We start from the raw sequence: 21532 nt of genomic DNA on the forward strand, positions 1-21532 counted from the left end.
GAACGTCACGGCTTTGATTAAGCTTACCGTTCACTTAACCGCCATTGTGTGCGTTATTTTCCCATATCCAGACCTCGATGTAATTAAAGAACATGACCAGATATGGCTTAAGAGCCCGTGTAATTACCTTAACTCTAGCTCCAACCCTGATTATTGGGTTGCTATTGAGTGCATTTTTCTCATTTAACCGCTATCAAGACCTTGAAGGTCAAGTGGTTAACACTGGTACTAGCATCATTGAGCCACTTGCGATTGCGAGTGAATCAGGCATGAAGCTCGAAAGTCGAGAGTCTGTTCGTCAGCTTATTAGCTATGCGCATCGAAAGAATTCTAAGCTAGTGCGCAGTATCGCGGTGTTTGATGAGCGTCATGAGTTGTTTGTAACCTCAAACTTCCACCCCGATTTTGAAAGCCTGACCTACCCCAAAGATAAACCGATCCCGCATTTAAGCTCATCGAACCTTCTCGATAATACGCTGATCCTGCGGACACCTATCATCGCCGAAGGCCAGTACATCAATTCAGCCAACGGTCAGTCTCAAGCTAATCAAGCGATCGGCTACATTGCGATTGAATTAGATCTTTCATCACTTCGATTGCAGCAATATCAAGAAGTGTTCTCTGCATTCTTAGTGTTGATTCTCGGGCTTGGTTTATCGGGTGTGTTTGCGTTCCGCTTAATGCACGATGTCACTCAACCGATCACACACATGAAAAACATGGTCGACCGAATTCGTCGAGGTCACCTAGATGTGCGTATCGAAGGTAAGATGCATGGTGAGCTAGACTCGCTGAAAAACGGTATCAATGCGATGGCGGTATCGCTATCAGAGTATCACGTCGAGATGCAGCACAGTATCGACCAGGCCACATCAGATTTGCGTGAAACTCTTGAACAGCTTGAGATTCAAAACGTTGAGTTAGACATCGCGAAGAAACGCGCTCAAGAAGCGGCTCGTGTTAAGTCTGAGTTCTTAGCGAATATGTCTCACGAATTGAGAACGCCGCTGAACGGTGTGATTGGCTTTACTCGTCAAATGCTCAAGACTCACCTATCGAACAGTCAAACCGATTACCTGCAAACCATTGAACGCTCGGCAAACAACCTGCTTAGCATCATCAACGATATCTTGGACTTCTCGAAACTTGAAGCCGGTAAATTAGCCCTAGAGAACATCCCATTTGAATTCCAAGCTAGCCTTGAAGAGGTAGTAAACCTTCAAGCAACCAACGCTCATGAGAAAGGCCTAGAACTGACACTGAAGATCGACCCTAAAGTACCGCCAGGTGTGGTGGGCGATCCACTGCGTATTCAGCAGATCCTAACCAACCTTGTTGGTAACTCAATCAAGTTTACCGAACGCGGCAACATTGATATCAGCGTTGAGCTTCGCTCACAAAGTGAAGACAACATCGAGCTACAATTCATGGTTCGCGATACGGGTATTGGTATTTCTGAGCGTCAACAAGCTCAGCTTTTCCAAGCTTTCAGCCAAGCCGATGCAAGTATCTCTCGTCGTTACGGCGGTACAGGCTTAGGTCTGGTTATCACCCAAAAACTGGTCAGCCAAATGGGCGGAGAGATCAGCCTAACCAGTCGTCTTCACCAAGGCTCTACCTTCTGGTTCACCTTGAGACTATCAACGACTGATATGCCGATGACAGAGCTGATTGAGACGCAGTGTCTGCAAGACAAACAACTGCTGCTTATCGAGCCAAACATGCAAGCGGCATCGATTACTCAGCAAATCCTAACCCAAGAAGGCTTAGTGGTAACGTATCGTTCGGTGATGCCAGATGAGACGACCTCGTATGACTACGTTCTGCTTAACCTAGCCGCCAACCAAGAGTATCAATTTGATACTGTGAGTGGTTGGGCGATCGGTGCGAAGAAGATTGCTCAAAACGTGATTATTGGTACACCAAGTACCGAGCTAGCGTTGGGTGAGCAACTAATGAAAGAGGTCGATGTTCAGTGCATCACCAAGCCTCTTTCTCGTAAGAAGTTGCTGCAAACTCTGGTATCGAATCAGGCACCTACCTTGATTGCACCAGCGATTGAAACGCATTCTGAAGAGAAGTTACCGCTTACTGTGATGGCAGTAGACGACAACCCAGCCAACCTTAAGTTGATTACCGCGCTGCTTAAAGAGCGTGTAGAAACCGTCATCAGTTGTACCAGTGGTCAGCAGGCGATAGACAAAGCGACAGAGACGCCATTTGATATCATCTTCATGGATATTCAAATGCCACAGATGGACGGTGTAACCGCTTGTCAGAACATCAAAAAACTGGCGAACAATGCGAATACACCTGTAATTGCCGTGACCGCACATGCAATGATTGGCGAACGAGATCGACTGCTTGAAGCGGGCATGGATGACTACCTAACCAAACCGATTGAAGAGCATGTTTTACAGCAGGTTCTGATTCATTGGAGCTCGACCTCTGAGGTTGAGCTCATCGAAAAAATAGATCCAGACCACCCAGCGGTCTCTGCTGAAGTCGACAACGCTCCAGTGTCAGAAACTGAAGCCAGCGTGCACACAAACATCATCATTGATTGGCAAGCTGCGATGAAACAAGCCGCTAATAAAGAAGACCTCGCACGCGATATGCTGCAAATGCTCGTAGACTTTATTCCAGAGGTTTATGAGGCAGCAGACAAAGCGATAGAAGACAGTGACTACCCAGTTGAAGAGCTGATACACATCATCCACAAGATGCATGGCAGCAGCTCGTACAGCGGTGTACCAAGGCTAAAATCGGTCTGTGCGACGATAGAGAAAGAGCTGCGTTCTGGTACTTCTGTTGAAGACATTGAACCTGAGCTTTTCGAGCTTCAGGATGAGTTAGATAAGGTTCAAGCAACCGCGATTCATTACTTGAAACCGGCGAAGACCTAGCGGGCACTTGTTACTCACCAGTATTCGTTAGAGGATTTACCCGCTAATAAAAAAGCAGAGCTCATGAGCTCTGCTTTTTTCTGTCTAGAGCCAAGAGCACTAGATATAAAGTCGCGATAATCTGTTTACGATTCGAGTAACACCGTTGCCACTGCGTAGTGACGCTCATCCGAGATAGTCAGATGAATCGATGTTGTGCCGTTCGCCTCTGCGATTTCACGCGCTTTTTTATGCAGGATCAGAACTGGCTTGCCATGCTCATCGTTTGAAATCTCAAAGTCGTGGAAGGTCACACCCAGCGCGATACCCGTGCCTAACGCCTTAGATGCTGCTTCTTTGGCAGCAAAACGTTTTGCAAGGTAACGCCCTTTTTGCTTCAGTTGCTGGAATACTTCAAATTCAGAATCGGTCAAAATACGCTGAGCAAAAGCGTCACCACTTCGTGACAATGCCTTTTCAACACGTTCAATTTCTGCGATATCTGTACCTAATCCAACAACAGCCATGCTTACCCTACTACTAAACTTCTATCTATTAATTCTACTAATTCGTAGCTTACGACTTAACGCTTACGGTTTAGAAAACTAAGCGTTGTTGCGTGCTGTTTCCATCACGGTTTTCATGTCTGCAACGGCTTTGTTCAAACCATCAAACACTGCACGTCCCATGATCGAGTGACCGATGTTCAGCTCGTAGATCTCAGGAAGAGCCGCAATTGGGGCGACGTTGTGGTAAGTCAGACCATGACCCGCATTAACTGTGATACCAAGATCGTCCGCGTAGCTTGCGCCTGCAGCAATCTTTTTCAGCTCGTCTTGTTGGTCTTCTTCTGTTTTAGCATCCGCATAATGGCCAGTGTGCAGTTCAATGAACGGTGCGCCACACGCTTTTGCTGCGTCGATTTGCTCACGGTCAGCATCGATAAACAGAGACACCTTAATGCCAGCAGCAGACAGTTTTTCCGTCGCAGCTTTGATCTTTTCAAGTTGACCAACCACGTCCAAGCCACCTTCAGTAGTTAGCTCTTCACGCTTCTCTGGAACCAGACAAACAAACTCAGGATTAGTATCGAGTGCAATTTGAACCATCTCGTCCGTTACGGCCATCTCCAAGTTCATGCGAGTTTGAAGTGTTTCAGCCAGAATACGCACATCGCGATCAACGATGTGACGACGGTCTTCACGCAGGTGAATAGTAATGCCATCTGCACCAGCACGTTCAGCGATTTCAGCTGCGTGTACTGGATCTGGGTATTTAGTACCACGTGCATTACGTAGTGTTGCAATATGGTCGATATTAACGCCTAAAAGGATTGAGCTCATTTTCCAATACTCCGTGCTCTGGAGAGGGCTATTGTTGGCATAAATAGCTCTCTACTTTTTAATGGTTTGCCGCCAAGATACGGCTTTAAGGCTATGCGTGTAAAGCGTTTTGCCGCTTTTAACTGCTCTTTAGTGATAAACCTACGTTCGCTGATTGCAATAAGTTCATCGCCCATAAAAGTCAGGTTATCTCGACGTACTGAAGCGATGAAACCTTTCTGCTCTCGATAGCGATAAGTCATGCTCGGATCAATCGCTTCGCCAGTGCCCGCGCAGTGTAAAAAGTCGACGCCGTAACCCATAGCAGATAATAGAGCCAGCTCAAAGCGACGCAGTGCTGGCTCAGGATTATCATTATGCGCCAGCTCTGTTAAAGCATGAAGATAGTCGTGAAAAAGTGCAGGCATCGGTACTTCCGCCATCAATACCCGACCGATAAGCTCGTTCACGTACATGCCTGAATACAGATTAATACCGGCGAGAGGAAGCCCCAAGCTGATGGGTTCAGCTTGGCGTAAGGTTTTCATCGAACCATTACCAGACCACTTAAGCAATAGCGGCGTAAAAGGTTGTAATGCACCTTTCAAATTGGAACGCTTGCTGCGAGCGCCTTTAGACATCAACGTCACCCGACCGAACTCTTCGCTGAAGACGTCCAAGATCAGGCTCGACTCACTGTATGGTCGACGGTGCAACACAAAGCATCGCTGTAACCCTTCGCTCAATCACTTACCCTTATTACAGATACAAAAAGAGAGAGTTCGCACTCTCTCTTGGATTTATCTTCAGTTCAACTTTCTTAATCTCAGAAAGTGACGTTCAATATATTATAGATCGTCGATGTAGCCTAACGAGCGAAGTGCACGCTCATCATCAGCCCAGCCAGATTTAACCTTGACCCAAGTCTCTAGGTAAACCTTACGGCCGAATAGCTCTTCCATATCGATACGCGCTTCACGACCAATCGTTTTGATCTTCTCGCCCGCTTTACCAATCACCATTTTCTTCTGGCCTGTACGCTCAACAAGAATCAGTGCATTGATGTGGAAGCCATCGTTATCTGGGTTGTAATCGAAACGTTCGATTTCAACCGTTACCGAGTAAGGTAGCTCGTCACCCGTAAAGCGCATCAGCTTTTCACGGATAATTTCAGAGGCCATAAAACGTTGCGAGCGATCAGTCACGTATTCTTCAGGGAAGTGGTGTGTCGCTTTAGGTAAATGTTCACGTACGTGCTTACGCAGTACATCAATATTTTTACCTTGCTTCGCTGAGATTGGCACTACATCAATGAAGTCCATCTTCTTAGAGACTTCCATCATGTGCTGCATGACGTTAGTACGGTCTTGAACGTTATCTACTTTGTTGATGCAAAGTACAACTGGGAAGTCAGTCTTCTTCAGTTTGTTCAGAACCATCTCATCGTCGTCAGTCCAGTGAGTACCATCGACAAGGAAGAATACTAGGTTTACATCACTCAATGAGCTGTTCGCCGCACGGTTCATCAAGCGGTTGATGGCACGCTTTTCTTCAATATGAAGTCCAGGAGTATCAACAAAGATCGCTTGGTAATCACCCTCAGTTTCAACGCCCATAATACGGTGACGTGTCGTCTGTGGTTTACGTGATGTAATAGAAATCTTCTGACCCAGAATATGGTTCAGAAGCGTCGACTTACCTACATTTGGGCGACCGACAATAGCGATGAAGCCACAGTGTTGGTTTTCCGGTAGGCCTGTTTTTTTGCTATCAGATGAAAAGAATGCATCGATATCGAAATCTTGGTTGTTATCAGACATTGCTTAGTTGCTCTAATGCTGTTTCAGCAGCCGCTTGTTCTGCCTTGCGGCGGCTAGTGCCTTTACCGATAACAGGTTTATCCACACCTGCCACTTCACACTCAACCGTAAACTCTTGGTTGTGTGCTTCACCTTTAATATTAGTCACTGTGTAGACAGGTAGAGGATTTCTTCGACCTTGCAAAAACTCTTGTAGGCGAGTTTTCGGATCTTTTTGAGATACTCCAGGCTGAATAGCATCTAGGCGAGATTGGTACCAGCTTAAAATAATGCCGCGAACCGTCTCGGTATCACTATCTAAATAGACAGCGCCGATGATCGCTTCAACCGCATCCGCTAGAATAGAATCACGACGGAAACCGCCACTCTTCAACTCACCTGGACCTAATTTTAAGTAATCTCCTAGTTCGAATTCACGACCTAGTTCTGCCAATGTATGACCACGTACTAATGTTGCGCGCATGCGGCTCATATCACCTTCGTTTACCTTAGGAAAACGGTGGTAAAGATCATCAGCGATAACAAAACTTAAAATTGAATCGCCCAGAAACTCAAGACGTTCGTTATGTTTACCTGCGGCGCTGCGGTGAGTCAGCGCCAAGTGGATAAGATCGGCATCATTAAACTGATAGCCAATCTTTCTCTCTAGTTTATCAATTGGAGAATTCATGCTCTCTCGATGTGTTATGTGATCGATTAATGAATCCCACCGATGCGATTAAAACGCACACCAGTAGGAATCCATGTTGGAAGTACACTGTCTGAACCGCGTTCGAATTCGAAGCTTATCCAAATAGCAACGGCCTTACCAACAAGGTTTGCTTCAGGGACAAAGCCCCAGTAACGGCTATCGGCACTGTTGTCACGGTTATCACCCATCACAAAGTACTGGCCTTCTGGAACGACCCATTCGTTAACACCATTGCGAGGCTGATATGCTTGCACACGATCGCGGCGCAATGGGTTAACTAAAATCTGGTGTTCTACGTCTCCAAGCTGTTCGTTCAGCTGAATCAGAGGCACACCATCTTGAATAAATTGGCTCTCTTCAACATTACTTAGTTTCACAGGTTCACAGCTACTTGTACCCTTCGCCTGAATGCAGATCTCTTTACGACTGCTGTAGCGAATGGTGTCACCTGGCATACCAACAACACGCTTAATGTAGTCGATGTTTGGCTGAGGTGGGTACTTAAATACGATTGAGTCACCGCGTTCTGGCTTGCCTGTTTCTACCAATTGAGTGCGCCATACTGGGTCTTTTAGACCGTACGCGTACTTCTCTACCAAGATGAAATCACCAACCAAAAGGGTTGGCATCATCGAGCCAGAAGGGATTTGAAACGGTTCATAGATGAATGAACGCAAGATCAAAACAAATGCAATTACCGGGAAAATGGACACACTGTTCTCAACCCACCAAGGTTGAGCCGTAACTTTTGCGCTAGTTTCAGCGTCTAGGCCATTCGATTGTGCTTCAACGTCAGCAAGCTTTTGCTGGCGCTTCTTCGCCCACACAAACTTTTCCAACGCCCATACAATGCCGGTTACTAGAGTTACGATCACTAAGATAAGCGAAAATGTGTTAGCCATTGATATCCCTTAAATTTCATTTCTTTAAAAATAACGAAAGTGAAAGAGCATAACTCTTTCACTCTGCTTAATATTTCTAATTTGTATCAATCATGCTGACTAAATGCTGGGAAGATTACGCAGGAAAAATCGTTTAGTTCGAGGCGCAAAGTGCAGTGACTAGTGGGCCTAATTGCAATCTTTGCAACAAAGAAATAAACGATTTTAACCAGTAATATTCAGCAGATAGTTAGTGCGATTGATACCTAGTCTTTTCCAACGTGAAGGATTGCAAGGAACGCTTCTTGAGGCAGTTCAACGTTACCGATCTGCTTCATACGCTTCTTACCTTCTTTTTGTTTCTTAAGAAGTTTCTTCTTACGACTGATATCACCACCGTAACATTTTGCGATTACGTTCTTACGCAGTTGTTTCACTGTAGAACGAGCAATGATGTGGTTACCAATCGCTGCTTGAATCGCGATATCGAACATCTGACGAGGGATGAATTCTTTCATCTTCTCTACCAGTAGACGACCACGAGACTGAGCAATATCTTTGTGCGTAATGATAGCTAGTGCATCAACGGTTTCGCCATTCAGCAATACGTCGACACGTACCATGTTTGATGGCTCGTAGCGTTGGAAGTTGTAATCCAATGATGCATAGCCGCGAGACGTTGACTTCAGACGGTCGAAGAAGTCTAGAACGACTTCTGCCATAGGAAGATCATACGTCACAGCAACTTGGTTACCGTGGTAAACCATGTCGACTTGTACGCCACGCTTCTCAACACACAGTGTAATTACGTTACCTAGGTAATCAGAAGGTACCAGAATATTACAGCGTGCAATTGGTTCGCGAATTTCTTCTAGGTCATTAACTGCTGGCAGTTTAGCCGGGCTATCAACGTACAGAACCGTTTTATCTGTTTTTACAACTTCATATACTACTGTTGGTGCAGTCGTAATTAGGTCTAGGTCGTATTCACGCTCTAGACGCTCTTGGATGATCTCCATGTGAAGCATTCCTAAGAAGCCACAACGGAAACCAAAACCAAGTGCTGCTGAACTTTCTGGTTCAAAGAACAGTGATGCATCGTTCAGGCTTAATTTGCCTAACGCGTCACGGAAGTTTTCGTAGTCATCAGATGATACAGGGAATAGACCAGCGTATACCTGAGGCTTCACTTTTTGGAAACCAGGTAGACGTTCAGTGCTGCCGCCTTTTGCAAGCGTCAACGTATCACCAACCGGTGCACCTAGGATGTCTTTAATACCACAAACAACCCAACCTACTTCGCCAGTATTTAGCTCTGTAGTATCGATTTGCTTAGGCGTGAAGATACCTAGACGGTCAACACCCCATACTTGGTCTGTCGACATTACTTTGATCTTATCGTTCTTCTTCAGCTTACCGTTTTTGATACGAACCAAAGAAACTACGCCAAGGTAGTTATCGAACCAAGAGTCAATGATCAACGCTTGTAGAGGCGCTTCAGGATCACCTTCCGGTGGCGGGATTGCCGTCACGATGTTTTCTAGAACATCATCAACACCCAAACCTGTTTTCGCAGAACAGCGAGTCGCTTCCATCGCATCGATGCCAACGATCTCTTCGATTTCTTCAGCAACACGTTCTGGTTCAGCAGCTGGTAGGTCAATCTTGTTCAAGATTGGCACTACTTCCAGTTCCATTTCGATTGCTGTGTAACAGTTTGCTAGAGTTTGTGCTTCAACACCTTGGCCAGCATCCACTACAAGTAGTGCGCCTTCACAAGCCGCTAGAGAACGAGATACTTCGTAAGAGAAGTCTACGTGTCCAGGAGTGTCGATAAAGTTAAGTTGGTAAGTTTCACCATCTTTAGCTTTGTAATCTAAAGTCACACTCTGCGCTTTAATTGTAATACCACGCTCGCGTTCTATATCCATAGAATCGAGGACTTGAGCTGCCATCTCACGTTCACTTAATCCTCCACAAACTTGGATTAAGCGGTCAGAAAGGGTCGACTTACCGTGGTCGATGTGGGCGATAATCGAAAAATTACGAATGTGCTTCATAGGCTTGGTGTGACTAAACTCTTTGAATAGGGATAATAAGAAAGCCGCGACGCGTCCAATCTACAGTCAGCATTGGTGGCGGCATTTCAATCAAGTTGGCAGATTCTACCCAATTTAAGGGCAAGAAGCATCATAAATTAGACGAGAGACTCACCTAGGATTCGAATCAAGACGACTTCTTGCTTGGATTTGTCTTCCATGGGTTTGGCTAACCGCTTCGCTAAGGCAATCCCACCAGCAGTAAACAGTGCTGCACTTAAGATAACAATGCCCTCGCCCCCCTGGAGTAAGGGTTGTAACAAGAGTTGCCCAAAACCAGCACCAATCATCAACATGAAAAGTGGGATGAGATAAACAATCGCCGCCGACTGAAGTAGGCTTTTTTCTGGAAAGCCAATTTCTACGATTTGTCCAGCTTTGACTAAGCTTTTGGTTTTAAGCTGCCAAAACAAAGATTTATTGCCAACAGCCTTGGTCACAATACCCGTACCGCAGTTTTTTTGAGAAGAACAGCTGCTACAACTGGTTTGTTGTTCGCAGCTCAATTGAACAAAGTATTGCTTACCTTTTTGTTCAACCGAGCTAACGGTCGCCAGCGCGGTCATCATTGCGCTTGTACCGATTTATTAAATGTAACTGACTGAGCAATACGTTTTGCAGTTGCCGGCGGAATGTCACCAACCACAGAGATCTCTTTATCGCCAATCACTAAGCTGTGCAAGGTTCTACGCCCTTGACGCACCAGCTGCCCTTTCAATGAATGCTCATCTTTTTCCGCGATATAAACCGAAAAGTTAAACAGTCCATCACTGAAAAGCTGACTTTCAACCATTTTATCGGTCGCAGCCATTTGATAGCGGCTAAGCTCTTTTGATTTAAACCCTTCAGGAATCCACGACGCTTGCCAGTTAGTTTCACTCACTAAGCCTTCCGGTAATGATAAAACTTTCGGCAATTGAGCTTGGCTCAAGCCACCCATAGCCTCAGCAATCTTATCGTTCACCACGTAAGAGATAGTGCGGTACTGTTCAAGCACTTCGCCATCACGATCCAAAAGGTCGGCACGCAAAGGAAGATTCGTTTTTTCGTCTACCCAAACCACGTAAGAGTAGCGAAGGCCATCTTTCGGCACGACACGCAGCACTTGAGTGGTGCTACCTGCTTCACGAGAGCGACCAACTTTCACAAAGTCGTAGTACTGATTCAGAGATTCGATATCTCGATTAATCATCGGAATAACAGGCGCAACCATGCTGCCTGACTGAATCGTAAATGGCTCTGTACCCGGCTCGATGTAGCTAACTTCGTTGCCACGTCGAATGACTTCACGAACAGGGCCGCTTAGATAAACAAGGTGTGCAAGTTGTTGGTCGTCGTTAACCGCATGGCGATAAACAAGAGGCTCAATACTGCTCTTCTTTATCAAAATGTAGGAGAGTTCGTAATTTAGATGCTGACTGGCCTCGTTCATTTGATGCAACAAGGCCTTTGCAGTGGTTTCCTCTGCAAAGGCTGTTGGAGACATCAAGCTGAACAGTGTCAGTGCACTGACCAGGATTTTCTTCATTCAATGTCCGATTCTAGATGTGCATCTTGCATTGGCGATGCATCACTGTTTAATCTTAGCTGCAGCTCATAATCTTCTAACAATGCATGAACGCGTTTGCGCTGCTCTTGCAAGTTAGCTTCAGATGTTGGTTTCTCAACAGAGTCACGCGTTAAACTTACTGGTTCCGCAGAACCGGCAAATGGAATCGTCTGGAGTACAGGCAACTGCTCTGGTGCTGCAGGGTCGCTACCACCATATTGTTGAACACCTAATACAACGGCTAATGAAACACACGCTGCCACGGCAACTTGTCCAAACTGTTGTAACCACGCCGGAAGCTGACGCTTCGCTTGCTGAGGTTTAGGTTGCTCTTCAATTGGAGCAACAGTAGGTTCAACATTCACTTGGTGCAGGTTCGACATTGAACCATGTGCAGGCTCGTTCTCAAGCGCTGCCGCTACACTATTAGCAATGTTCCACTCTGGAGTTTCTGGCGAATCCCCACGCATAACATCACCAATTAAATGGTAACTCTGCCAAGTATCCATGCTTTCTTGATCAGATTCTAGATCTACAATGAGAGCTTTATCGATCGTTTCACCATCCATGAGTGCCGAAAGCTTTTCTTTATCAGCCATTATTTTCACCATAATTATTACAAGTTCTAGCGTTGCAAAAGAGGTTTGATTTTCTTTTCCACCGCTTCACGAGCTCGGAAAATACGCGAACGTACGGTTCCTACAGGGCAATCCATTACTTCTGCAATCTCTTCGTAGCTCAAACCTTCGAGCTCTCGCAACGTCATTGCAGTTTTTAAGTCTTCTGGTAGCGCTTCAATCGCTCCAAAAACAACTTGTTTCAATTCTTTAGACAGCGTTAAGTTCTCAGGGTTCGATATTTCTTTTAACGCGCTGCCTGTTTCGTAATATTCTGCATCTTCTGCATCTACATCGGTTGCTGGCGGCCTACGGCTTTGGGCAACGATATGATTTTTAGCGGTGTTCACGGCAATTCGGTATAACCATGTATAGAAGGCACTCTCGCCACGAAAGTTAGGTATCGCGCGGTAAGCTTTAATAAAAGCTTCTTGTGCTACATCAGGTACATCACCGGAATTATTCACGTATCGAGAGATAAGATTACAAACTTTGTTTTGATACTTAACCACTAGTAAGTTAAATGCCTGCTTATCTCCACTCTGAACTCGCTCAATCAACACTTGATCGGTTAGCTGCTCGTTCATTCGAGCGGGTACTCCTATTGTTATAACCCTCACCTTCACAGATATGGGTACTAATTATGCGAAATGTAGTATTGACACCACCGTCTACAAGAGCACTATTGTGACTAAGCCAAATACCGAAAGTTCCAACTTTCTTAAAATTATTTGCCATTATTGTTTCACAATGTGATGTAATAAAAATAGCTATCCCTATCAATTTGGGGAAACTTGAGCAAAAGCAATGGTATTGAGCAATTAAATATTTCTAGATAGCTGTCTATATATTGATTTTGCATAGCGTTTAAGGATGACTCTGGAGAGATTATAACAGTCTTAGCCAAACTCCTAAAACAAGACAAAGTCAATTGAGAGTGGACAACTCGACTATAGCCCGGGATTTAATAAGTTTTATGAACGCAAACCGTGAACATCAGTGTGATGTATTAGTGGTAGGAAGTGGTGCGGCAGGCTTGTCATTAGCCTTACGCGTAGCAGAACATGCAAAAGTAATTGTATTAAGCAAAGGACCACGCAGCGAAGGATCGACGTATTACGCACAAGGTGGTATCGCCGCGGTGTTCGATGAGTCGGACAGTATTGAGTCTCATGTAGAGGATACTCAAATCGCTGGGGCTGGGTTATGCGAAGAAGATACAGTTCAATTCATTGCTGAAAATGCGAAAGAGTGTGTGCAATGGCTGATTGATGGTGGTGTTCCATTTGATAAAGATGAGAACAGCACAGAAGGCCAACCAAAATATCACCTCACTCGTGAGGGTGGCCACAGTCACCGCAGAATTCTGCACGCTGCCGATGCAACTGGCATGGCGATGCAAACCTCACTACAAGATAACGTCAACAACCACCCAAATATCGAGATCTTCGAGCGCCACAATGCGCTGGATTTGATCACGGAAGATAAGATTGGTGGTTCAAAAGACAAGGTGATCGGTGCCTACATTTGGAACCGTAACCAAGAACATGTTGAAACCGTGCGCGCTAAGTTTGTTGTATTAGCAACAGGCGGCGCTTCAAAGGTTTACCAATACACCTCTAACCCAGATGTTTCTTCAGGTGATGGTATTGCTATCGCTTGGCGTGCGGGTTGTCGTGTGGCAAACCTTGAGTTCAACCAGTTCCACCCAACTTGTTTATTCCACCCAGAAGCGCGTAACTTCCTACTAACGGAAGCACTGCGTGGTGAAGGTGCTTACTTGCGTCGTCCAGATGGTTCTCGCTTTATGAAGGACTTCGATGAGCGCGGTGAACTGGCGCCACGTGATGTGGTTGCTCGTGCAATTGACTTCGAAATGAAGCGCTTAGGTGCCGACTGTATGTATGTTGATATCAGCCACAAGCCTGAAGAATTCATCACAGCGCACTTCCCGATGATCCATACTCGCTTGATGGACTTGGGCATCGACATGACCAAAGAGCCGATCCCTATCGTACCAGCCGCTCACTACACGTGTGGTGGTGTCATGGTGAATAAGCAGGGTCAAACCGACCTAACGAACTTGTATGCGATTGGCGAAGTGAGCTACACCGGCTTACACGGTGCAAACCGAATGGCTTCTAACTCACTGCTTGAGTGTGTGGTTTACGCATGGGCAGCAGCAAAAGATATCGTTGAGAACATCGACCAATCTCAACTGTGCGCTGAACTGCCAGCATGGGATGAAAGCCAGGTCACCAACAGTGATGAAGAAGTTATCATTCAACACAACTGGCACGAACTGCGCCTATTCATGTGGGATTACATGGGCATTGTTCGAACGGATAAACGACTAGAGCGAGCATTGCGTCGCATTCAGATGCTGCAACAAGAAACTCATGAGTACTACAGCTACTTCAAGGTTTCGAATAACCTATTAGAACTGCGTAACTTGCTACAAGTGGCAGAGCTAATGGTTCGTTGTGCAATGCAACGTAAAGAGAGCCGCGGCCTCCACTACACGTTGGATTACCCTGAACTTGCAGAAGACAGTGGCCCAACGATTCTGACGCCAGAGAAACGCCAATCATAATAATTGGTTAAACGTGCTTAGCGAATTAGCCGTCAGCGGAAAATGATTAAACGAAAGGGAGCCGAGTGCTCCCTTTTCTTTTGTCTAACGCTTTCTTTTATCTAATACTTTCTTTCATCGAATAGTTTGGCTTCTCTAGCGCGCTCGTTGTAAGTTCGCCAGAAAATGGCGATATTCTCGCTCGCAACAGCTGTCCCGCCAAAGCAGTACCGAGTGCCCACATTCAAACTGCAATTTAACGAAGAACTGCGCCCAGATCTTATCAACGGACTTGAGTCGGTAAGTTCGGTCATTGAGTCGAATATCACCATCCTCTCTGTAATCAAAACGCCCATAGACACTATTTAGAATCACATGATTGTTTCTGAACAAGCGGATCATTAAAGCTAAGCAATAAAGGCTGGCGGCAAGTGGAATAGAAGACAGGACGATGAAAAACAAAAGGCACCCAAAAATAGTGCCTTTTGCAAATAATGCGGAATACGAAGGGTTAAGCTGAAGCTTAACGAACCTTGCTGAGGTTGTGTGCGACAATTTTATCAACCATTGATGCATGGCCTAGGTTTTCACTGCGTCCGTGGCCCATTACCCAAGTAAACAAATCTGGATCATCACACTCTAATAGAGAAACAAACTCGCGCTGTTCCTGCTCTTGCAATGAATCAAAACACTCTTCGAAAAATGGCATGATGACTACATCAAGTTCTAACATGCCGCGACGGCAACCCCATTTAATTCGTGCTTTCTGCTCTGCAGTGTACATTGGCTATCCTCACCTATAATTTTTCTTTCTCGGAGTGTAACAAGTCATACGCCCTGCAACTACTATGTGAGTCACAGTCCCTATCTAAGCTCACAAAAAAACCTAGGCTGACAAAGAAACAGAACCGGATTAACATAGAGCCAAATAAAATTCTTAGGAAAGATAAAATGGATTGGAAAAACATATTTCAGCCACTCGCTCATACGCAAAATGAATCGCTTCCAGAACTGATGATGACACACGTATCAGACTGGAGTGCAATTACCATGATAGGCGATGACAAAAAGTCGTACCTACAGGGTCAAGTAACGTGCGATGTCGTCACTCTTCCTAATGATGAATCCACATTAGGCGCACACTGTGATGCAAAAGGAAAGGTATGGAGTATCTTTCGTTTGTTCCACCACAACGGTGGCTACGCACTCATGCAACCTAAATCAGCGATTGAAGTCGAGCTCGTTGAAATCAAGAAGTACGCGGTGTTCTCTAAGGTCGATATCGAGCAAACGTCTGACGTTGTTATCGGTGTGATGGGTTCGTCTGCGGATCAATATATTGATTCAATTTCAGAAGGCCAAGGTAACGTGCGTGCTATCTCTGGTGGCACAGCGGTTAAAGTCTCAGACAATCGCTGGGCTCTACTTGTGACAGAAGAAGCCGCTGAAGCCTTGGTATCAAACAGCGCTGCGGAGAAAGTATCAGAAACACTTTGGCAATATCATGAAATTCTTGATGCTCAGCCTAACCTATCGAAAGCAGAGCAAAACGAGCACATCCCTCAAGCGCTTAACCTGCAAGCGATTGGCGGTATCAGCTTTTCAAAAGGCTGTTACACAGGTCAAGAAACGGTTGCTCGTGCTAAGTACCGTGGCATGAACAAGCGTGAGATGCGCATTGTGTCGGGCACAACTGCGGACGTGCTGTCGTTAGAAAACCCTATTGAACTGGAACGTAGTGTGGGTGAGAACTGGCGTGGCGCAGGCCGACTATTAAACGTCTATCAATTTGCTGATAACCGAGCGATTGGTTTGATGGTACTGCCAAACAACCTTGATGACGATGTTCAGCTGCGACTGACCGCGCAGCCTGATCAAACATGGAATATCCTGCCACTGCCGTACAGCCTTGACGACGAGTAACCACGTGGAAACGCAGATTACACAATGGCTGGATCAACAGCAGGTGAATTATCGCCTGCTGATGCAAAGCAAGCCAACCACCAGCATTGAAGAAACTGCACAAGAGCGAGGCATCGACGCCTCTCAAATGGTGAAGTGCATCCTGCTCAAGGATATGGGCAACCAGTATGCGTTAGCCTGTACTGCTGGCGATCGCTCTGTCGACCCCAAGAAAGTACGCTCGGTACTGAATTGCCGTCGAATGACCTGCGTGTCGCTCGCTGATGTTGAAGCGATCACCGGTTTTAAAGTGGGTTGTGTTGGTCCGCTCGCTCTCAAGAGACACATGCCGATCATTTTTGATCCTTCCATTCAAAACAACTCGACCGTAACCATTAGCTCCGGCGACCGAATGGCTGGCGTTGCGCTGGATCTCAATGATCTTATGGCGCTATGTGCACCGACCGTCGCGGACATCAGTCGATGATCGTTTAGATCATGCTTCGCAAACTTCATTTTAATATTTCATTGAGTACATTTTTAGTGTGAACCTCGTCATAAGAAGAACACACCATTAATAAATAGTTACTCAAAATAAAAGCATAAGTAGTCACAAAGTTAAATTTGCGTTATTGTAAATTTACTGACTAGCTATTAAGCAAATCAGTGCAAGTGAATCCACTGAGTAACATCAGTATCCACTTTTGTGTAATGCATCTGTGACTATTCGCCCGTTTTAGACGGGCTTTTTTTTGTCCGAAATTTACAATTTGATTACACAAACAAAAAAATCCCGCCTATTCTTATACTTGTAACATTATCACTGCTTAATACTGAACAGAAAAGTTCACGGCAGTTCACTACTCAGTATTATTTTGGGGAGGAGCTCACGTAAAAATAGATATTTACTGAAGAAAGTGCTTAGAACAGCACAAATATCTAATTAACGTCAACGCTACTGCATATAACTCCATGCTTATCACAATTATTATCTCGGAGTTTTTCTATAATATGCAGGCTAGGTAAATATAAGGATAATTAAGAATGAGACTGTTTAAGCGCTATACACCGAGTATGATTGCTAAACATGTAAGTCGACTTTTCAAAGGACGAATCTACATTTACGGCGTAGGAAAATTTGAGTTTGATAACGGTAAGCTAGTGCTACCAGACCGAGCAGAAAAACGTCACTTTCAAACAGTGAAAGAAATAAATAGTGAAATCATGAAACTGCGCTGCGCGTACGCATGACCTGATTATCTACAGAATTAAAAACAAAAAGGGTTGGCATTATGCCAACCCTTTTTTCGTACCAATTTTCGTATCAATGATGATTCGATATACCACCAGAACACTATGTCATTATCGATGAGTCACTGGACGCTTAGCTAAGTCAGGAAGATTGCCAGACAAACCCAGTGCGCGCTTCATGATCTCATCTTTCGCACCCGGTAATTGGCCCGCAAGCTTCATACCAATGCCACGAATCAGCTTCTTAGCTGGGTTATCGCCTTCAAACAGATCTTTAAAGCCCTGCATTGAAGCAATCATTTTCGCCGCCTCTGCTTTTCTCCAGCGCTCGTAGCCGCGAAGATTACGCTTGGTGCCAATGTCTTCACCCGCAGACCATAGCTTTAACAGCTCTTGCGCTAGGCTTGCTGCGTCTAATAGGCCAAGGTTCACGCCCTGCCCTGCTAATGGGTGAATGGTATGAGCAGCATCACCAACCAAAGCCACACGCTCTACCGCAAAGTCACGCGCATAACGCATGCGCAGTGGGAAGGCAAAACGGTCACCAACCACTTCACATAAGCCCAGCTTTGCATCGAACTCAGCTGTTAACTGCTTGTTGAATTCAGCATCCGACATTGATACGAGGTTCTCGGCACGATTTGGTTCCGTAGACCAAACAATCGAGCTCATGTTGCTTGGTTGCATTGGTAGGAATGCCAATGGGCCTTGAGGCGTGAAGATTTGACGAGCAACGCTGTGGTGCGGCTCTGTGGTTTTGATGTTCGCGACAATCGCACTGTGTCCGTAATCCCAATGTGTTAATGGGATATCTTGCTGCTTACGAACCCAAGAGTTTGCGCCGTCTGCTCCAACAACTAACTTAGCTGTCAGTGCTTGACCATTGTCCAATGTTAACCAAGCTTCACTTTCACCAATCGCCATCGTTTTACACGTTGCGGGCATATACAGGCTGACGTTGTCTTGTTTCTTAACCTGATCAAGCAGCGCTAATTGAATCACACGGTTTTCAACGATATGACCAAGATTAGGCTGAGCCAAGCGTGTCGAGTCAAACTCAATACGAGCGAAACTGTCTTGTTCCCACACTTCCATCGCTTGATACGGTGCAGCGCGTCTTTGTTCGATACCTTGCCATGCACCTAGGTTACGAAGAATCACTTCACTAGAACGACTCAACGCGGATACACGCACATCAGGCAGCTCACTCAGCCCTTCACTAGGCGCTCTGCCTTCAATGACAGCGATTCTTAGGTCACTGTCTTTTAGGGCAGCAGCAAGCGCTAGGCCAACCATGCCACCACCAACAATCGCGATATCAACACTTTGCATCATTATTTATTACCTTATCTTTCTACTAGGCCAAGCGTATGACGCAAAAGTGGACCTTTAAGTGGTGGAAGGTTATCTATTACGGCTAACCCAAGATTACGCCCAATGCGAGCGGTCATATAATCGTTTGAGAACAGGTGAACTAGGCTTGAAGTCAACGTGATCGTTGCGTCTCGGTCTTGTTCTCTACGCTTTCTAAAGTTAACAAGACCACGGTAACGACCTACATCATCTAACTGGGTACACAACTCTTCTGCCAAGGAAGCCACATCTCGGATGCCTAGGTTAAAGCCTTGCCCCGCAATTGGGTGAAGCGTTTGAGCAGCATTACCAACAATGGCAAATCGATGAGAGATATTTTGCTGTCGGTGACGAAGAATCAGAGGGTAACTCGCGCGCTTGCCGACCTTCTCTAATCGGCCAAGTCGCCAGCCAAAGTCATTCTGCAATTGCTCAAGAAATTCATTGTCGTTTAGCGTCATCACTTTTTGTGCTTGCTCTGGTGTTAAACACCAAACCAGCGATAAACGGTTGTCACTCATCGGTAATAGAGCAACTGGCCCATTATGGGTAAAACGCTCAAATGCGCGACCTTGGTGAGGTTCACTCGCCACAATATTGGCAATCACAGCGACTTGCTCAAAGTCATGCTCACTCAATGAGATATTGAGCTGTTGGCAACAGGTTGAGATTGCACCGTCAGCAGCAACCAGTAACTTAGTGGTTACTGTTTGCCCACTTGTCAGTTCAATCGTCGTCAACGCTTCTTCACGTTCAACTTTACTAACAGACTCAGGACAAAGCATGGTAATTGCCGCTTCTGATTCAAGTTTCTGCTGATAGATTCGACCCACATCTGCTAACTCGACCACGTAGCCAAGCGCATCTACAGCAAGCTCTTCACTGTAGATGTCTGTCATTCCGGCATGCCCGCGATCCGAAACATGGATATCTTTAATCGGGGTCGCGACCGGAGCGATAGATTGCCATAAGCGCAAAGAATCCAGGATCTGCACTGTGCCATAGGACAAAGCAATCGAACGAGAATCAAACCCAGGGTGAGCTTGATGATCAACCTGATAAGGCTCCACTACCGCAATCGACAGTGAACCTTGGCTTAGGTGATTCAAAGCAAGGGCTAAGGTTGCCCCTGCCATTGCGCCACCAGCAATTACAACATCATACTGAGCCATCATAACCTCAAACCGGCCAACGAATTAATGAATGGTAGGCGCCGCATCTTCAGATGGGCGAGCACCAAATTCAGCATGAATCGTTAGTGCACACGCTTTTACGTGCTCAATAACGTGCTCTAGAAGCTGCGCTTGCTCTTCCAGATCATCTTCTTCGTCAATGCCTAGCTTAGCCATCTCTTCTAGATCAGCTAATGCTTCTTTTGTACTGTCAGACGCTTTGTTCAATTGAGCGCCAACCAAGCCTAGACCAGTAATGAAATGGTTAATCCAATCAGACACACCATCAGCCAAGTCAAATAGGCTTGCGCTTGCGTCTTCGTCAGGCAGCAACATAGACAATTCCATACCCGAACCTGTGATTTCACTGGTCGTTACTTTCAGTGTCGCTTCCGCTAGCGTTAATGCGCGATCTGGCCAACCCATGCCTTCATTGGTGTAATCGAAGATCAGTGGTTGCCAGCTTTTATCTGCAAGGCTTAAGCCTCCGCTTAACATACCCGTTAATAAACCGTGCATCTCAGCAGGGGTTACGGCTAGACTTGCCGATTGAAGTTCAGTCGCAACCGTTAGGTAGTCAGGTAAAGTAGTTTCGCTCATCAGATAGCTCGCTCAGTTATTCTTTATATCGATAGTATAATCGTACCACTTCACCCCAATTCTGGTAAGCATCGATCCCCAGCAATTGAAGGATGACTGACTACCAATTGTTCAATTTGCTGAATTACTGTGTGCTCAAGCTCTCATTTACAAACAGTCACTCTGAAAAGCTTGAATCTTAATAGCGGTTTACCTATAGTTTCTCCCTCAGAGGAGATTGCTTCCTCATCGGTACTTGCACTTTTTCTTTCTCAAAAAATGGCGAAGGGCAACAGCCTTAAAATAGCGCGTTAAAGAGTTCATCCATCATGAGTAATCAAGCGGTAGACGTTGAAATATTAGGAAAACTGACTCGAGTGAATTGTCCACCTGGGCAAGAAGAGTCATTGATTGCAGCGGCGGCCGATCTTGATAATCGATTGAAAGAGATGGCTGAACGTACTAAGGTAACCAATGAAGTGAAGCTGCTGACTATCGCAGCTCTGAATATTTGCTACGAATTACAAACCAAGAAGTTTGAAGCAAATGATGAACAAAACGCACTGACCGAGCGAATGGAACAGCTCACGACATCACTTTCAGATGTCCTCAGTAAAGTTAAGCACGGACAGCAATAGCGTACACAAAATTTACCCTGGAGTGTTTGTCAGAGGATTCACGTCCCCGAGCCGATAAGCAATCCCTAAGGGTTAGTACTTGAGTGCTATTGAGCATGCTCGGCCCGACCGAGAAGCCTACGGTAATCATTGCTGATCCGCCTTGAACTCGCTGGTTCAAGGGCCATCTATTCTCAACGGCACTTTGGGGTATCCCTTCTT

Annotated in this window: 22 protein-coding genes and 1 other RNA gene; 7 read left to right on the forward strand and 16 right to left on the reverse strand. The window is 45.7% G+C overall.

The window, feature by feature from the left end; genetic code table 11:
* Nucleotides 1–92 precede the first annotated feature (92 nt).
* On the forward strand, nt 93–2906 hold the full coding sequence (gene barA / locus ACED41_RS15085; RefSeq protein ID WP_371725217.1) for a two-component sensor histidine kinase BarA: 2814 nt from the start codon (nt 93–95) through the stop codon (nt 2904–2906).
* 125 nt (nt 2907–3031) lie between these two features.
* On the opposite strand, the gene acpS is transcribed toward barA, so the two are convergent.
* The 11 genes from acpS to rpoE all read right to left on the reverse strand — a co-directional run bounded on the left by acpS (nt 3032) and on the right by rpoE (nt 12451).
* The gene (gene acpS, locus ACED41_RS15090; protein ID WP_371725218.1) at nt 3032–3412 is read right to left on the reverse strand and encodes a holo-ACP synthase; all 381 of its coding nucleotides are present in this window, start codon (nt 3410–3412) and stop codon (nt 3032–3034) included.
* A 78-nt stretch (nt 3413–3490) separates the two neighbouring features.
* Complete coding sequence (gene pdxJ / locus ACED41_RS15095) at nt 3491–4228, reverse strand: pyridoxine 5'-phosphate synthase (RefSeq protein ID WP_371725219.1); 738 nt, start codon at nt 4226–4228, stop codon at nt 3491–3493.
* Nucleotides 4225–4953 (reverse strand): DNA repair protein RecO, encoded by a 729-nt coding sequence (recO, locus tag ACED41_RS15100; protein WP_019826299.1) that lies wholly within the window; start codon nt 4951–4953, stop codon nt 4225–4227. The genes pdxJ and recO overlap by 4 nt, the downstream gene beginning before the upstream one ends.
* Before the next feature lie 102 nt (nt 4954–5055).
* Nucleotides 5056–6027 carry a GTPase Era gene (era, locus tag ACED41_RS15105; RefSeq protein WP_017059042.1) on the reverse strand — a complete coding sequence of 324 codons (972 nt, stop codon included), beginning with the start codon at nt 6025–6027 and terminating at the stop codon, nt 5056–5058.
* Complete coding sequence (gene rnc / locus ACED41_RS15110; RefSeq protein WP_017059043.1) at nt 6020–6697, reverse strand: ribonuclease III; 678 nt, start codon at nt 6695–6697, stop codon at nt 6020–6022. The genes era and rnc overlap by 8 nt, the downstream gene beginning before the upstream one ends.
* 26 nt (nt 6698–6723) lie before the next feature.
* Nucleotides 6724–7620, reverse strand: a complete 897-nt coding sequence (gene lepB / locus ACED41_RS15115) for a signal peptidase I (RefSeq protein ID WP_017066013.1) — start codon at nt 7618–7620, stop codon at nt 6724–6726.
* Nucleotides 7621–7865: 245 nt separating this feature from the next.
* Nucleotides 7866–9659, reverse strand: coding sequence for a translation elongation factor 4 (lepA, locus tag ACED41_RS15120; protein WP_017059045.1), 1794 nt, complete (start codon nt 9657–9659; stop codon nt 7866–7868).
* A 137-nt stretch (nt 9660–9796) separates the two neighbouring features.
* Nucleotides 9797–10267, reverse strand: a complete 471-nt coding sequence (locus ACED41_RS15125; RefSeq protein ID WP_017059046.1) for a SoxR reducing system RseC family protein — start codon at nt 10265–10267, stop codon at nt 9797–9799.
* Nucleotides 10264–11226 carry a sigma-E factor regulatory protein RseB gene (gene rseB, locus ACED41_RS15130; protein WP_017059047.1) on the reverse strand — a complete coding sequence of 321 codons (963 nt, stop codon included), beginning with the start codon at nt 11224–11226 and terminating at the stop codon, nt 10264–10266. Before rseB ends, ACED41_RS15125 begins: the two co-directional genes overlap by 4 nt.
* A complete protein-coding gene (locus tag ACED41_RS15135; RefSeq protein WP_102427893.1) occupies nt 11223–11846 on the reverse strand; it encodes a sigma-E factor negative regulatory protein in 624 nt (207 codons plus the stop codon). Before ACED41_RS15135 ends, rseB begins: the two co-directional genes overlap by 4 nt.
* 26 nt (nt 11847–11872) lie before the next feature.
* Nucleotides 11873–12451 carry an RNA polymerase sigma factor RpoE gene (gene rpoE, locus ACED41_RS15140; protein WP_008223963.1) on the reverse strand — a complete coding sequence of 193 codons (579 nt, stop codon included), beginning with the start codon at nt 12449–12451 and terminating at the stop codon, nt 11873–11875.
* Between the two features lie 389 nt (nt 12452–12840).
* Between rpoE and nadB the strand changes: the two genes are divergently transcribed.
* The gene (gene nadB / locus ACED41_RS15145) at nt 12841–14457 is read left to right on the forward strand and encodes an L-aspartate oxidase (protein ID WP_017059049.1); all 1617 of its coding nucleotides are present in this window, start codon (nt 12841–12843) and stop codon (nt 14455–14457) included.
* A gap of 135 nt (nt 14458–14592) precedes the next feature.
* On the opposite strand, the gene ACED41_RS15150 is transcribed toward nadB, so the two are convergent.
* Complete coding sequence (locus ACED41_RS15150) at nt 14593–15012, reverse strand: protein YgfX (protein ID WP_324295273.1); 420 nt, start codon at nt 15010–15012, stop codon at nt 14593–14595.
* The gene (locus ACED41_RS15155; protein WP_004735374.1) at nt 14960–15220 is read right to left on the reverse strand and encodes a succinate dehydrogenase assembly factor 2; all 261 of its coding nucleotides are present in this window, start codon (nt 15218–15220) and stop codon (nt 14960–14962) included. The genes ACED41_RS15150 and ACED41_RS15155 overlap by 53 nt, the downstream gene beginning before the upstream one ends.
* Before the next feature lie 167 nt (nt 15221–15387).
* Between ACED41_RS15155 and ygfZ the strand changes: the two genes are divergently transcribed.
* From ygfZ to ACED41_RS15170, 3 genes are all read left to right on the forward strand, one after another.
* The gene (ygfZ, locus tag ACED41_RS15160; protein ID WP_371725220.1) at nt 15388–16359 is read left to right on the forward strand and encodes a tRNA-modifying protein YgfZ; all 972 of its coding nucleotides are present in this window, start codon (nt 15388–15390) and stop codon (nt 16357–16359) included.
* A gap of 4 nt (nt 16360–16363) precedes the next feature.
* On the forward strand, nt 16364–16825 hold the full coding sequence (locus ACED41_RS15165) for an aminoacyl-tRNA deacylase (protein WP_029235114.1): 462 nt from the start codon (nt 16364–16366) through the stop codon (nt 16823–16825).
* 557 nt (nt 16826–17382) lie between these two features.
* A complete protein-coding gene (locus ACED41_RS15170; protein WP_009847660.1) occupies nt 17383–17589 on the forward strand; it encodes a DUF1107 domain-containing protein in 207 nt (68 codons plus the stop codon).
* A gap of 111 nt (nt 17590–17700) precedes the next feature.
* Here ACED41_RS15170 and ACED41_RS15175 read toward each other — a convergent pair whose 3' ends face one another.
* The 3 genes from ACED41_RS15175 to ACED41_RS15185 are packed head-to-tail and all read right to left on the reverse strand — an operon-like array spanning nt 17701 to nt 20714.
* Complete coding sequence (locus ACED41_RS15175) at nt 17701–18924, reverse strand: FAD-dependent 2-octaprenylphenol hydroxylase (RefSeq protein WP_017063203.1); 1224 nt, start codon at nt 18922–18924, stop codon at nt 17701–17703.
* An 11-nt stretch (nt 18925–18935) separates the two neighbouring features.
* Nucleotides 18936–20114, reverse strand: coding sequence for a 2-octaprenyl-6-methoxyphenyl hydroxylase (ubiH, locus tag ACED41_RS15180; protein ID WP_371725230.1), 1179 nt, complete (start codon nt 20112–20114; stop codon nt 18936–18938).
* 24 nt (nt 20115–20138) lie between these two features.
* On the reverse strand, nt 20139–20714 hold the full coding sequence (locus ACED41_RS15185) for a YecA family protein (protein WP_017059055.1): 576 nt from the start codon (nt 20712–20714) through the stop codon (nt 20139–20141).
* A gap of 308 nt (nt 20715–21022) precedes the next feature.
* On the opposite strand from ACED41_RS15185, the gene zapA reads away from it, so the two are divergent.
* Both zapA and ssrS read left to right on the forward strand, forming a co-directional pair.
* Nucleotides 21023–21331, forward strand: coding sequence for a cell division protein ZapA (gene zapA, locus ACED41_RS15190; protein WP_004735366.1), 309 nt, complete (start codon nt 21023–21025; stop codon nt 21329–21331).
* An 11-nt stretch (nt 21332–21342) separates the two neighbouring features.
* Nucleotides 21343–21526: non-coding RNA, 6S RNA (gene ssrS / locus ACED41_RS15195), on the forward strand.
* The last annotated feature ends 6 nt before the right edge of the window (nt 21527–21532 follow it).

The organism is Vibrio sp. 1F255 (assembly GCF_041439145.1).
Classification (GTDB): Bacteria; Pseudomonadota; Gammaproteobacteria; order Enterobacterales; family Vibrionaceae; genus Vibrio; species Vibrio crassostreae_C.